The following is a 12,322-nucleotide window of genomic DNA, read 5'->3' on the forward strand; positions in this document are numbered from 1 at the left end:
CGCCGGCGCGCTCACGGAACATCGGGGCCGGCCAGACTCCACGCGAGCGTGGTGCCGGCATGGAACGGTACGATCCCTGGCCCGGCAGGCACGAGATTGGGGACGGTGTTGGGCCGGCGTTCCAGCACGATCTTGCCATCGTTCAAGGGCAAGCCGTAGAACCGCGGTCCGTGCTCGGACGCAAAGGCGTCGAGACGATCCAATGCGTTTTCTTCCTCGAAGGTCTTGGCGTAGCTTTCGAGCGCGACCGGCGCATTGAAGATGCCGGCGCAGCCGCAGGCCGCCTCCTTTTCGCCGACGGCATGGGGCGCCGAATCGGTACCGAGGAAAAACTTCGGCGAGCCCGACGTCGCCGCCCGCCGCAGAGCCAGGCGATGTTCTTCCCGCTTGGCCACCGGCAGACAATAGAAGTGCGGGCGGATGCCGCCGACGAACATGGCGTTGCGGTTGAACTCAAGATGATGGGGCGTGATCGTGGCGGCGAGGTTGGGGCCGCCGGCCTCGACAAAGTCGACAGCCGCCGACGTCGTGATGTGTTCGAAGACAATCTTGAGTGCCGGAAAGTCCGCAATGAGTCCGGCGAGGATGCGGTCGATGAACACCGCTTCGCGGTCGAAGATGTCGACATGGCTGTCGGTCACTTCGCCGTGCAGGAGGAGCGGCATCCCGATCCGCTGCATCGTTTCCAGGACCGGATAGATCTTGCGGGTGTCGGTAACGCCGTGACTGGAGTTGGTCGTCGCGTGGGCGGGATAGAGCTTGCACGCGGCGAAGACACCCGCGCCGAAGCCGCGCTCGATCTCGCCACTATCGGCAGCGTCGGTCAAATAGCAGGTCATCAGCGGCGTGAAGTCCGTGTCCGGACCGAGCGCCTCCAGGATACGGCCCCGATAGGCCTGCGCGGCGGCGACGGTCGTGACCGGCGGGTTGAGATTGGGCATCACGATGGCGCGCGCGAACTGGCGCGCAGTATGGGGGACGACGGCGGCGAGCATCGGCCCGTCGCGCAGGTGGACATGCCAATCGTCGGGCCGGCGCAGGGTCAATCGTTCGGGAATGTTTGTCATGGCCGCATTATGCCGCCGCGGTAAGCCTTGCGATACCGTCGGTCGATCCTACGTCGGCGATGTTGAGGGATCGACTATCAGCACGCGTGCCGCCATGCGCTTCATGGTGTCGGCGTAACGAGTCTGCGGCCACCCCGACTCCTGCGTGAAGTGCTCCCAGGTACGGACCGATAGGAGCGCCCACAGAATGTCGGTCGCCTGATCGGGGGAATAGTCAGGCGTCAGCACACCGTCTTTGGCCAGCGCCGCGACCGCGGCCGCACAGCCGTGCCGCACAGCCAGCATCCGTTCCCGCCAAGCATGCGCCGCCGCTTCGTCGGAATCCTTCACCGCCATGAGGGCGGTCGCAATCCCGTAGATTTCGGGAATGTAGTTGCTCCACGCGTCGATAAAGGCATTCAGGCGGTCGATACCGGTGGCCGCGGTCCGACTAGGGCCTAGCCGCCCGTCGACATCCTTGACCGCGTCGACATGGTGCGTCGTCGCGACCAGGAGATCGGCCCGGGTCGGAAAGTGAAGATAGAGCGCCTGCCGACTGATGCCCGCCTGTTTGGCGATGTCGGACATACGCACGTTTGCGCCCTGCCCAGCCTCCAGTAGGGCCCACGCCGCATTCAAGATTCGAGTGCGGGTATCGGAATTGGAACTTGACATGATGTAAAGTACGCCCTACTTGTCACGACGTCAATTGACACAGTGTCAAGTAGCGATGGAGGGAATCGATGACGAAACGGTTGTTTATCTGGGTGGCCCATCCGACGGCGGGGTCGCTGTGCGCGGGAATCGCGGATGCCTATCAAACCGGCGCCAAAGATGCTGGTGCCGAGGTACGGCGGATGGACCTGAATGCGATGGACTTCGATATGACCGTCGCCGGTTTCGAGGGCGGCGCGGCGGGGCTGGAACCCGATCTGCGGGAATGGCAGGCCAATATCGCGTGGGCAGACCACCTGTTGATCGTTCACCCGTATTGGTGGGGTGCCATGCCGACCCGGGCGAAGGCGGTGCTCGACCGAGCGCTGGCGCCCGGATTTGGGTTCAAATACCACAAACGCGGCGTGGCCTGGGACAAGTTGCTCACCGGCAAGACGGCCGACGCAATCATCACCTCGGACACGCCGCCCCTGCTCGATACTTGGCTTTACCGCAAACCGGCGCGACGCGTGATGAAAAATCAGGTCCTGGGGTTTTGCGGAATCAAAGCGAAATCGATCGTTCAATTCGGTTCGGTCAAGCTCGCGAGCCCGCGAAAGATCCAACGGTGGATCGGCGCCGCCCGGACCATGGGCCTGAGAGCCGCAACCTGAAGCCTGTAGGAGGAAAACACGATGGCGTTCGATTGGATTGTTTATGTCTGCTTGGCGGCGGGTGTCGCCACTGGCTTGGTGGCCGGCGTCTTCCTGACGTTCTCGGATTTCATGATGAGGTCCCTCGCCGAAATCCCGAGCGCCCACGGGGCTTCGGCCATGGCGGCGGTCAATCGCCGCGTCTACGGCTCGCTTTTTCTGGGACTGTTCCTCGGGATGGCGGTCATCGCGGCCCTGCTCGTGCCCTATGCAGCGTTCGGGCTGTCGGGCGCGGCGGCGGCGTGGATCGCGGTCGGCGGTGTGCTTTATCTCGCCGGGACCTTTGCCGTGACAGTCGCGGTCAATGTTCCGATGAACAAGAAGCTGGACCGGCTAGCGGGATCGCCGGACGGCGACGCCTATTGGCGGCGTTACGCGGTGCGTTGGACGCGGTGGAACCATGTGCGCACCGTGGCGGCGTCCGGTGCATCCATTTGTTTGATGAGCGGTGCGGTTGCCCTGGGTGCAGCATAAACGCACCGGCACAAAGGAAACGGGCCGCCAATCAAGTCGGCGGCCCGCCCCTGAAACACGTCTTGCGCGATTTAACTCAGGTTCGCCTTCATAAAGGCGATGGTGCGGCTCCAGGCAAGCTCCGCGGCCTCCTTGTTGTAGCGGGCGCCCGCGGTGTCGTTGTGGAAGGCGTGGCTGGCACCCTCGTACATGTGAACGACGTGATCGACATTGGCGCCTGCAAGCGCATCGCGGTAGCCCGCAATTCCTGGATTGACGAAGTTGTCGTTGCCGGCGTAGTGCAACATCATCTTGGCCTTGATCTTGGGCACTTCGGCGGCGTCGGGCACCGGGCCGTAAAACGGCGCCGCAGCGAGCAAGTCCGGTTCGTTGATGGCGATCTGGTTGACCGCGCCCCCGCCCCAGCAAAAGCCCATCGCACCGACTTTGCCGTTACTGGCCGGATGACCTTTGAGGAAAGCGACCGCTGCGCGACCGTTGGCGATGACGCCGTCGCGGCTGAGGCCTTGGAACATCGCGCGCGCGGCGTCTGGATCGGACGGCGTTCCGCCGTTGGGCGACAGAAAATCGGGCGCGAGGGCGACGAAGCCTTCGAGCGCGGCGCGGCGTGCAACGTCGCGGATGTGGTCGTTGAGCCCGCGGTTTTCGTGAATCACGACGATCGTCGGCAGTTTACCAGAGGCGTTGGCCGGCCACGCGAGATAGCCTTTGACCCCGTCGCCAAAGGTAATCGCTTCGGTTTTCACCCGTGGATCGTCGGCGGCGATCATCGCGGCCTGGGCTTGGTTCGCTTCGATCATCGGCACGATGGCGTAGGCCGCTGCGGAACCGCCCGCCAAAGCGGCGAGACGGCGCATGAACGCGCGGCGATCGAAGGTTTGGTGGGCGAATTCGTTATAGAGATCGATCATCTCTTGGGTGATGCGTGGGTCGGACATTTTCACTCCCATGGGTGCGGATCGTTGGCCGGAAAATACCGGCCCTCACGCGACAAACAGCGGCGGTGGCCAATATCTTCCCTAGGCGACACGGGCACGCAATATCGCCTCCGCATTTCGTGATCCACGAAGGCGCATATATGCGATCTCGTCCCATTCGCCGCACCGCGGACCGTTCCGGCATAACGGGGCACCCGAAATGACGGGCGACCTGCCCCCGGCTGGGAAATTCTGGCCGAAGCCTGTACATAGAATGGGCGTTTCGAGAATGGGGGAACGGAATGGCAACCGCGGAACAACTGTCGAAGACCCTCGAGGCCTTGGTGCGTGTCGCCGACGACGTGTTTGTCGTGTGCGATGCCGAAGAGACCATCCTTTTCGTGAATCCGGCGGCGAAAAAGCTGTTCGGCTACGAACCGGAAGAACTTGTCGGGAAACCGCTCTCAATTCTGATTCCGCTGGAGGTGCGCCAGGGGCATGCCGACAAGTTTGCGGCATTCCTCGCGGGAGACGTAGACGCCAAGCAGATGGGCGACCGCGACGCGATATCTGTGTTGTGCAAAGAGGGCGGCGAGCGCCCCGTGCGCGCCTCGATCCAGAGGATGCAGATCGACGGCGACTGGTTTCTGGCCGCAGTCGTCCGCGACGCCTTGGTCGATACCGAGGCGCGTCGGCGGCTGCAAGAGCTGGCCGATACCGAACCGCTGACGGGGCTGCTCAATCGGCGCGGCTTCCTGCGCGTGGCAACCGACAAGATCGAAACCGCGCGTGGCCGGGATCACCCGATGTCGGTCGCGGTGCTCGATCTCGACCACTTGAAAAAGATCAACGACACCCACGGCCATGCGGTAGGCGACGCGGTGATTACGCGCATCGCGCGGGTCATCACCAAGAGCATTCGCCAAAGCGACGCTGCCGGCCGGTTGGGCGGCGACGAGTTCGTCATCCTGTTCGACGGCGCGAATGTCGAGGTCGCCGAGCGTGCCTGCGAACGGATTCGCTCGGAACTGCGCGATTCTGCGATCCGTATCGGCGATGCGATCGTGGACGGCATTTCGTTGAGCGGCGGCATCTCCGGCATTGTCGGTACCGACAAGACCATCGACGCCGCCCTCGCCCGCGCCGACAGCCTGATGTATTCAGCCAAGCAGATGGGCCGCAACACGGTGCATACGACGGCGTGAGCCGCGACTAGTCGAACAGCCCGGCGTATTCGGCGCGCAGGTCGTCCTTGATCACCTTGCCCATGCCGTTGCGCGGGAGCGCGTCTCTCATCACATAACGTTTGGGGCGCTTGGGCGGTGCGAGGCCCTGCTTGGCTTGGGCCTCCAGCGTGGCCGCAAGATCGGCCCCCGATTCGACCGGGACGACCAGGGCAACGACGGCCTCGCCCCAATGCGGATGCGGCACGCCGATAATGGCGACCTCGCGCACGGCGCGGTCTTCGGCGAGAAAGCCCTCGACTTCGGCGGCGTAGACATTTTCGCCGCCGGTAATCACAACATCCTTGAGGCGGCCCGACAGGGTGAGGAACCCGTCGTCGTCGAGAAATCCGAGATCGCCCGAATGGACCCAACCGTTGCGCACCGCCTGCGCCGTCAAACCCGAATCGTGCCAGTATCCCGACATCGATTCGGGTGAGCGGCAAACGATCTCGCCAACCTCGTTCGGTGGCGCGTCGTTGCCAGCGGGATCAACGATGCGCACCTCCATGCCGGGGCCAGGTAAGCCGACGCAGGTCCCCGGACGGCCCGCTATGGCATCGTCGCGCATGTAGGTGAGCGTGCCGCCTTCGGTCAGGCCGTAGCAATTCCACAACCGCGCACCGGGCGCCGCCGCAAGGATTGCATCGCGCACCCAGTCGGGCAGCGGCGAGGCCGCCGACATCCATAGCTGCACGCTCGGCCACGCGGTACCGGCCTGGGTCATCGCCGCCACAATCGCCGCCGACATCGTGGGTACGAAAAAGACATGGGTCGCACGATGGGTATCGACCGCCGCCACGATGGCCGCCGGATCGAAACCACGCCGCGAGATCACGGTGCCGCCTGCTGCCAACGTCTGCAGCAACATGAACTCGTGACCGGCGGCGTGGAACATCGGTGTCGAGGCAAGCAACACCGTTTCGGGACCGATGAACATCGCCGATTGGCGCAGGGCGACGATCATCGCGCCGGCGAACTGACTGCGCACCACACCCTTGGGCCGTCCGGTCGTTCCCGAGGTGTAGAGGATCGCGACCGGCGCGTTGAGGTCGATGGCCGGGCGCGGCGGGCGGGTGGCCATCCCGGCTTGGACCGCCGCTTCGTAGTCGTGCCCGTTCGGCATCGTTACGCCGTCGGTGAGCAGGTGCGAGGCGGTGACGCGCTTGGCGCGGCGCAAGGTGGGCGCCGCGGCGGCGTCGGCAATCAACACCCGCGGTTCGGAATCGCCCAGGATGTGGTCGTGTTCGCGCTCGCTTTGGCGCGGGTTGAGCGGCACCGCAATGGCCCCCAGCTGGGCCGTGGCGAGGTAGCCCTCGACAAAGACCGGGCCGTTGGCGAGTGCCAGGCCGACGCGCTCGCCCTCGCGCACGCCGAGTTCGCGCAGCTGACCGGCTAGGGCGTCGATCCGGGCCAGCAGGTCCGCGTAGGTGCGGGCGCCCTCTTCCCAAACGATCGCCGTCTTGCGCGGATACGCCTTGCCCGCGCGACGGACCAGCGCGGCGACGTCGATGGCGTTGTGCGCCGAGGGAATCATGGGCCCAGCCGCCCCTAGTAGTGCATGCGATCGCCTTTGAGGGGATCGTCGGGCATTCGCACGCCAAGCTCGGCGCAATCGCGCACCTGGTCGGTCAGCCAGCGGCGGCGCAACTCGGCATTGCTGCGGACCTTGATGCCCAAATCGATAAATTCGTTCTTTGGATTTTCAGATCCGAAATAGTCGATCACCGAGGGGTAGCGCTTGTCGAACAAGCGCTGGACTTCGTCCATGCGGCCTTCGTCGATCGCACGGCGGGTAATTTCCTTGCCGACGCCGGCATGCGCCATGCCCTCGTCCATGTAATTGCGTGCCGACCATAGGGCGTAGGGGATGTAGTTGGACCCGAGCGAGGCCAGCGACTGGTACCCAGCAGCACGCTCGGAGAGCCAGCGCATGATGCCGATTTCGTCCCACGATTCGATTTCTATCTTGAAGAAGTCGAGCAGGTAGGCGCCCTCGCCGTAGCGCATGTCGTCGATGACGGCCTGGGCGTCTTCGCCGAGGTTGCGCAGGAGATCGACCATGCCTTCGCCGTGCTCGCCCTCTTCCTGAATGGTGTGGGACCACTCGGCGATGTCCTCGGCAGTGGGCGGGTCCAGCGCTTCGAGGTAGGTCGTAGTGTATTCGGAGCTCAGGTGCATCTTCAGGAGCTTGACCAACTTGGCGCGGTAGGCGGCCGGAAGGTCGGCGCGGCCGTCGAGGTAGACGGTTTCAATGTCGCGGCCAGTGAAGCGGGCGGCGGAGTCCGGAACTGTTAAGCCCAGCGCGCCCATTTCCGCGGCGACCGTTTCGACAAAAACCCTTTCACCGACGACGGCGGCGCGACCGCGAATTCCAGCCTCAAGTTCCGCGGCCTCGCCCGCGGTATCGGCGACGAGCGCTAGGGCGAGCGGATACCAACGATCGAGCGACGCTTGCAACTCGTCTTGCAAACCGTTGCTCAAGCGTTCGCGTAGACGCACGATTTGATGGTCGGTCCAATCGCAATAGGCGGTGGGACGCTGGCTCCCAAGCGCTGTGTGCATGAAGAGCCGGGCGACGGTCACCGCGAAGGGCACGTAGTCGGTGCCGAGATAGCCGAGCGCCCAGGACGCCTGGGCGCGGTCGCGCAGGTAGCGAAACATCAGGAAGTCGTTCCAGTCGGCGATGGGCGCGCGGAACATCGCCGGGCGATGGGCGGTGCCCTCAACCGTTTTGAGCCCGGTGGCGATGCCGGGATTAGGGTCGGTGCCGATCGATTGGAGGATGGCCGCGACCTCTTCGATTCGGCGGCCCTGGAGACCGCGTTCGCGCGCGGCCTCTTTGTTCTCCTCGGGCGTCGGGAAGTGTACGTAGACTTCTTTGACCTGCTGCTTGTTGCATTCGATTTGCAACAGGGTTTGAAGCACCCGCGCGAGAGCGATACGCGCGTGCGGCGTAAGTTCGTCGGGGTGCATTTTGACCCGTGCCGCCGCGACCTGAGTTCCAACTTCTGCCACTACCATAGATGTCTCCCTGCCCGGCGGTAGCGAAACGCGCGCGGCATCCTGAGTCAAGCTGCCCAGCCGGTTTAGGCGTAGTCGAGCGGGAGCGCGGTGGTGTACTTGATTTGCTCCATTGCGAAGCTGGACGTGACGTCGCTGAGCGGGACGCGGGCAATGAGGCGCTTGTAGACTGCGTCAAACGCGGCGATATCGGGGACGACGACCCGCAGCATGTAATCGACCTCGCCCGACATGCGGTAGAACTCGACCACTTCGGGGATATCGACCACGGCCCGGGCGAATGCCTCGATCCACTCCAGATCGTGGCGGCTGGTGCGCACGGCGACGAACACGGTCACCCCGACATTGAGCTGGGCTGCATCGAGGAGCGCGACGCGGCGTTGGATGACCCCGTCGGCCTCAAGCTTCTGGATGCGCCGCCAGCACGGCGATTGCGACAGCCCGACCGCGGCGGCGATATCGGCCACAGGCCGCCCAGCGTCTTCCTGCAACGTCGCGAGGATTTTGCGGTCTATTTGGTCCATGTGAAATGTTCACCCCTATTTCTTGTATTTTCAGGTAAAAACTACCGCACTTCACCTGGTTGAGGGTCGAAAACGCAAGAAATTTCGGCAGCAACGCGGTTATTGTTCGACCACCATGAAAAATGCCTTCACCGCCCACCCTGCCTCGGTCAACGAGACCTACGGCGAACATTTGTCTTCGGCCACCGGATTTGGGGTCAGCATGATCTTGGGCGGCCTCGCCTGCCTGGTCCACGGCGCCCTGCCGTTCCTGTTCGTCAAGACTGGTTCGCGGACGATCGCGGCATTGCACGACCGCATGGTGTCAAACCGCGCCCGCCCGCCGAGCGCGGCCCCCATCGCCGCCGAATAAAGACAACCTCCCTCTAAATGTTCCCCCGCAAGGGGCCCAGCCCCTGTGGGTGGACGCCCCGCGTTCGCTCGCTAGACTGCGCGTCCGCAGCCGTGGAGAGCGACATGCTGATTGCCCAAATCACCGATATGCACGTCATGCCCGAGGGCGAACTTATGGGCGAGGTCGTGCCGACCAACGCCATGCTGGAGGCTGCGGTCGCGCGCCTCAACGCGCTGACGCCGGCGGTCGACCTCATCTTGGCGACGGGCGATTTGACCGAGGGCGGCGGCCCCGAAGCCTACGCGGCGCTGCGCCGCATTTTGGCGCAAGCCACCGCGCCGGTTTTCATGGTGCCGGGCAACCACGACAAGCCCGACGCGATGCGCGCCGCGTTTCCCGAGGTCGCCTATTGGCCCGCCGACGGCTCGATGCAGTACGTCGTGGAGGACTGGCCGTTGCGTTTGATCGGATTGGATACCCGTGTGGCCAATCATCCGGGCGGCGACATGGACGCGGACCGCCTCGCGTGGCTGACGGCCCAACTGGACGCGAAACCCGGCGCCCCAACATTGATTTTCATGCACCACCCGCCGTTCCGCACCGGCGTGTGGTGGATGGACGCGATCGGCCTGAAAGGCGCGGATGAATTCGAGGCGACCGTGCGGCGCTACGACACCATCGAGGGCGTGGTCTGCGGCCACATCCACCGCCCTATCACGCGGCGCTGGGGCGGCACGGTCGCGACCGTCGCCCCCAGCACGGCGCACCAAATGATGTTGGACCTGGAGGGCACGAATTTCCTCCAATCGACGAAGGAACCGCCGGCCGTCGCGCTGCACCACTGGACACCGGAAACCGGGTTGGTCACGCACACGCTGTATATCGACGATTTCGGCTGGTACGACCCGCCCGATCACCATGACAAGGCGATGATGGCGCGGGCGCGGGCGTTCTTCGAGAAGTCGCGCGCGGAGATGGGGGTTTAGGGGCGGCGGCGCGCGGCAATCTGCCTGCGCGGCATTCATCTCCACCACTACCGTCATCCTGATTGTTTCTCACCCTCCTACACCGTCAGCCCCCGCGCGCTATGCGCGCCGGGGCTGGCTCAGGATGACGGGCGGGGTTTTGGAGCGACGTCGCCCCTAAACGCAGCGGCCGCCGTCGACCTCGAGGCAGACGCCGGTAAGGAAGTTGGCGTCGTCGCTGGCCAAGAACAGGGCGGCGTTGGCGATGTCGAGCGGGGTCGAGAACCGACCCATGGGGATGCCGGCCAGGAACGATTTTCGATTCTCGGGGGTGTCGGGCATGCCCATGAAGGTCTCGGTGAGCGCGGTTTCGCCGATCACCGGGTTGATTGCGCAGACGCGAATGTCGGGGGCGAGTTCGAGCGCGAGCGACTTGGTGACGACGACCGCGGCGCCCTTGGTCGCGTTATACCAGGTGAGGTTCGGGCGCGGGCGCACGGCGGCGGTAGAGGCGATGTTGATCATCACGCCTTTGCGGCCTTCGCGCCGCAGTTCAGGCACGGCGTGAATCGTGGCGTGATACAGGCTCTTGACGTTGACCGCGAAGACTTTGTCGAATTCGGCCTCGCTGATCTTGAGGCTGGAGCGGTTGGCGTAGCCCCAGCCCGCGTTGTTGACCATGATGTCGAGCCCGCCATAGGTCGTGACGGCATGGCGGACCGCGGCGGCAACATCTTCGCCGATGGCCACGTTGGTGTGGATGAAGGACGCGGTGCCGCCGGCCTTTTCGATCTCGGTCACGACCCGAGCACCGCCGTCGTCGTTGAGGTCGGCCACGACGATCTTGGCGCCCACCTGGGCATACTTCTTGGCGATACCTTCGCCGAAGCCCGAGGCCGCACCGGTAACGACGGCGACTTTATTGGCGAGTTTCATATTGGCTCCTTTGCCGTTCCCCTAGTCGTGCTTGATGATCACGGTCTTGCAAACCGTGAGGTCGTGGAGGGCTTCGAGGCCTTTTTCACGGCCGAAGCCGGAGCGCTTGACGCCGCCGAAGGGAAGTTCGACGCCGCCGCCGGCGCCATAACAGTTGACGAAGACCTGGCCGCATTTGAGTGCCTTGCCGAGACGCAATTGGCGTCCGCCGTTTTCGGTCCAGACGCCAGCGGTCAGGCCATAGTCAGTGTCGTTGGCCAAGCGCACCGCATCGTTCTCGTCGTCGAACGGGATGGCCGACAGGACCGGGCCGAAGACTTCTTCCTTGGCGAGCCGGTTGGCGCGCGGGACCGGCCCGTAGAGCGTGGGCGCAACGAAGTAGCCGCCCGCCGGCGCGGCGGCGTCGATCTCGGCCTGGGCGAGGATCGGGATGCCGTCGGCGGCGGCGGTTTCGAGGAAACCACGCACGCGGTCGCGCTGGACCTCGCTGATCAGCGGGCCGCAATCGAGATCGTCCTCCCAGGCGCCGACTTTGATTTTGGCAAAGCGTTTGGCAGCTTCGCCGACGAAGTCGTCGTAGATGCTGCGTTCGACCAAGAGGCGACTGCCGGCGGAGCAGGTCTGCCCGGCATTTTGCACGATCGCGCCCAGCACGGTGGGCATCGCTTTGTCCCAATCGGCATCGGCGAAGACGATTTGCGGCGACTTGCCGCCCAACTCCATTGTGCAACTGCGGTTGTGATCGGCGGATGCCTTTTGCACCTGCGCGCCGACGGGTGGCGAGCCGGTAAAGCAGATGTGGTCGATGCCGGGATGGGCCGCGAGTGCCGCCCCCGCCTCTTCGCCCAGGCCGGTGACGATGTTGATCACGTCAGGCGGGATGCCGGCGTCGAGCGCAAGTTCGGCGATGCGCATCACGGTGAGGCAGGCTTCTTCGGCGGGCTTGAGCACGAGCGCGTTGCCCGCGCAGAGCGCCGCCGCGATCGTGCGCGATCCCATCTGCAACGGGTAGTTCCACGGAATGATGTGGCCGGTGACCCCGTGCGGTTCGCGCAGGGTGAAGGCTTGGTGACCCGGTAGAAACGGAATGGTGTCGCCCTGAATCTTATCGGCGGCGCCCGCGTAATATTCGAAATAGCGCGCGGCCACCGTGGCATCGACGCGCGACTGTTTGAGCGGCTTGCCGGTGTCACGGGATTCGAGGCGCGCGAGTTCGTCGGCCGCCCCCACCATTAGGGCCGCCATGCGGGCCAGATGCCGGCCCCGCTCGACCGCCGGGGCGCGTTGCCAATGGGTGTCGAAAGCGTGACGGGCCGATGAAATCGCCGCATCAATGTCGGCGGCGCCGCCGCGGGCGATGGTGGCGAAGGGAGAGCCAACGCTGGGGTCGAAAAGGTCCAGAGTCCGCCCATCCTGGGCCGTTCGCCAGCGTCCACCGATGAGATTTTGGGCCTGATGCATGGGTCCTCGCACGTGGGTCGGGCGAAACCTAGCCCGTCGGACCGGCCCAAT

13 protein-coding genes are annotated in these 12,322 nt (G+C 64.6%); 5 read left to right on the top strand and 8 right to left on the bottom strand.

Translation table 11 applies throughout. The annotated features are described in order from the left end of the window. Positions 1–11 precede the first annotated feature (11 nt). The gene (gene pyrC, locus RID42_15025) at positions 12–1,058 is read right to left on the bottom strand and encodes a dihydroorotase (GenBank protein ID MEQ8248989.1); all 1,047 of its coding nucleotides are present in this window, start codon (positions 1,056–1,058) and stop codon (positions 12–14) included. Positions 1,059–1,115: 57 nt separating this feature from the next. Further along, positions 1,116–1,721, bottom strand: coding sequence for a TetR/AcrR family transcriptional regulator (locus RID42_15030; protein MEQ8248990.1), 606 nt, complete (start codon positions 1,719–1,721; stop codon positions 1,116–1,118). 68 nt (positions 1,722–1,789) lie between these two features. Between RID42_15030 and RID42_15035 the strand changes: the two genes are divergently transcribed. Both RID42_15035 and RID42_15040 read left to right on the top strand, forming a co-directional pair. Continuing rightward, positions 1,790–2,374 (top strand): NAD(P)H-dependent oxidoreductase, encoded by a 585-nt coding sequence (locus tag RID42_15035; GenBank protein ID MEQ8248991.1) that lies wholly within the window; start codon positions 1,790–1,792, stop codon positions 2,372–2,374. A 21-nt stretch (positions 2,375–2,395) separates the two neighbouring features. Further along, positions 2,396–2,887: a DUF1772 domain-containing protein gene (locus tag RID42_15040; GenBank protein ID MEQ8248992.1), complete on the top strand. Its 492-nt coding sequence runs from the start codon at positions 2,396–2,398 to the stop codon at positions 2,885–2,887. Between the two features lie 71 nt (positions 2,888–2,958). On the opposite strand, the gene RID42_15045 is transcribed toward RID42_15040, so the two are convergent. Beyond that, on the bottom strand, positions 2,959–3,825 hold the full coding sequence (locus tag RID42_15045; GenBank protein MEQ8248993.1) for a dienelactone hydrolase family protein: 867 nt from the start codon (positions 3,823–3,825) through the stop codon (positions 2,959–2,961). Positions 3,826–4,106: 281 nt separating this feature from the next. On the opposite strand from RID42_15045, the gene RID42_15050 reads away from it, so the two are divergent. Further along, on the top strand, positions 4,107–5,009 hold the full coding sequence (locus RID42_15050; GenBank protein MEQ8248994.1) for a sensor domain-containing diguanylate cyclase: 903 nt from the start codon (positions 4,107–4,109) through the stop codon (positions 5,007–5,009). 7 nt (positions 5,010–5,016) lie between these two features. Here the strand turns inward: RID42_15050 and RID42_15055 are convergent, their stop codons facing one another. The 3 genes from RID42_15055 to RID42_15065 form a co-directional block, all read right to left on the bottom strand. Continuing rightward, positions 5,017–6,564 (bottom strand): class I adenylate-forming enzyme family protein, encoded by a 1,548-nt coding sequence (locus tag RID42_15055; protein MEQ8248995.1) that lies wholly within the window; start codon positions 6,562–6,564, stop codon positions 5,017–5,019. A 14-nt stretch (positions 6,565–6,578) separates the two neighbouring features. Next, a complete protein-coding gene (locus RID42_15060) occupies positions 6,579–8,051 on the bottom strand; it encodes a Phenylacetic acid catabolic protein (protein ID MEQ8248996.1) in 1,473 nt (490 codons plus the stop codon). A 65-nt stretch (positions 8,052–8,116) separates the two neighbouring features. Next, positions 8,117–8,575: an Lrp/AsnC family transcriptional regulator gene (locus RID42_15065; protein ID MEQ8248997.1), complete on the bottom strand. Its 459-nt coding sequence runs from the start codon at positions 8,573–8,575 to the stop codon at positions 8,117–8,119. Positions 8,576–8,690: 115 nt separating this feature from the next. Between RID42_15065 and RID42_15070 the strand changes: the two genes are divergently transcribed. Then, the gene (locus RID42_15070; GenBank protein MEQ8248998.1) at positions 8,691–8,927 is read left to right on the top strand and encodes a DUF6356 family protein; all 237 of its coding nucleotides are present in this window, start codon (positions 8,691–8,693) and stop codon (positions 8,925–8,927) included. Between the two features lie 104 nt (positions 8,928–9,031). After that, on the top strand, positions 9,032–9,895 hold the full coding sequence (locus RID42_15075; protein MEQ8248999.1) for a phosphodiesterase: 864 nt from the start codon (positions 9,032–9,034) through the stop codon (positions 9,893–9,895). 156 nt (positions 9,896–10,051) lie between these two features. Here RID42_15075 and RID42_15080 read toward each other — a convergent pair whose 3' ends face one another. Together RID42_15080 and RID42_15085 are read right to left on the bottom strand one after the other, a co-directional pair. After that, positions 10,052–10,810, bottom strand: coding sequence for a glucose 1-dehydrogenase (locus tag RID42_15080; GenBank protein ID MEQ8249000.1), 759 nt, complete (start codon positions 10,808–10,810; stop codon positions 10,052–10,054). A gap of 21 nt (positions 10,811–10,831) precedes the next feature. After that, positions 10,832–12,271: an aldehyde dehydrogenase family protein gene (locus tag RID42_15085; protein MEQ8249001.1), complete on the bottom strand. Its 1,440-nt coding sequence runs from the start codon at positions 12,269–12,271 to the stop codon at positions 10,832–10,834. Positions 12,272–12,322: the final 51 nt, after the last annotated feature.

It is taken from the genome of Alphaproteobacteria bacterium (assembly GCA_040216735.1).
Classification (GTDB): domain Bacteria; phylum Pseudomonadota; class Alphaproteobacteria; order SHVP01; family SHVP01; genus CALJDF01.

Bases quoted from the DNA above. Each gene is read 5' to 3' on its own strand.
- RID42_15030 (MEQ8248990.1), bottom strand. From the start codon at position 1,721: ATGTCAAGTTCCAATTCCGATACCCGCACTCGAATCTTGAATGCGGCG.
- RID42_15035 (MEQ8248991.1), top strand. From the start codon at position 1,790: ATGACGAAACGGTTGTTTATCTGGGTGGCCCATCCGACGGCGGGGTCG.
- RID42_15040 (MEQ8248992.1), top strand. From the start codon at position 2,396: ATGGCGTTCGATTGGATTGTTTATGTCTGCTTGGCGGCGGGTGTCGCC.
- RID42_15045 (MEQ8248993.1), bottom strand. From the start codon at position 3,825: ATGTCCGACCCACGCATCACCCAAGAGATGATCGATCTCTATAACGAA.
- RID42_15050 (MEQ8248994.1), top strand. From the start codon at position 4,107: ATGGCAACCGCGGAACAACTGTCGAAGACCCTCGAGGCCTTGGTGCGT.
- RID42_15055 (MEQ8248995.1), bottom strand. From the start codon at position 6,564: ATGATTCCCTCGGCGCACAACGCCATCGACGTCGCCGCGCTGGTCCGT.
- RID42_15060 (MEQ8248996.1), bottom strand. From the start codon at position 8,051: ATGGTAGTGGCAGAAGTTGGAACTCAGGTCGCGGCGGCACGGGTCAAA.
- RID42_15065 (MEQ8248997.1), bottom strand. From the start codon at position 8,575: ATGGACCAAATAGACCGCAAAATCCTCGCGACGTTGCAGGAAGACGCT.
- RID42_15070 (MEQ8248998.1), top strand. From the start codon at position 8,691: ATGAAAAATGCCTTCACCGCCCACCCTGCCTCGGTCAACGAGACCTAC.
- RID42_15075 (MEQ8248999.1), top strand. From the start codon at position 9,032: ATGCTGATTGCCCAAATCACCGATATGCACGTCATGCCCGAGGGCGAA.
- RID42_15080 (MEQ8249000.1), bottom strand. From the start codon at position 10,810: ATGAAACTCGCCAATAAAGTCGCCGTCGTTACCGGTGCGGCCTCGGGC.
- RID42_15085 (MEQ8249001.1), bottom strand. From the start codon at position 12,271: ATGCATCAGGCCCAAAATCTCATCGGTGGACGCTGGCGAACGGCCCAG.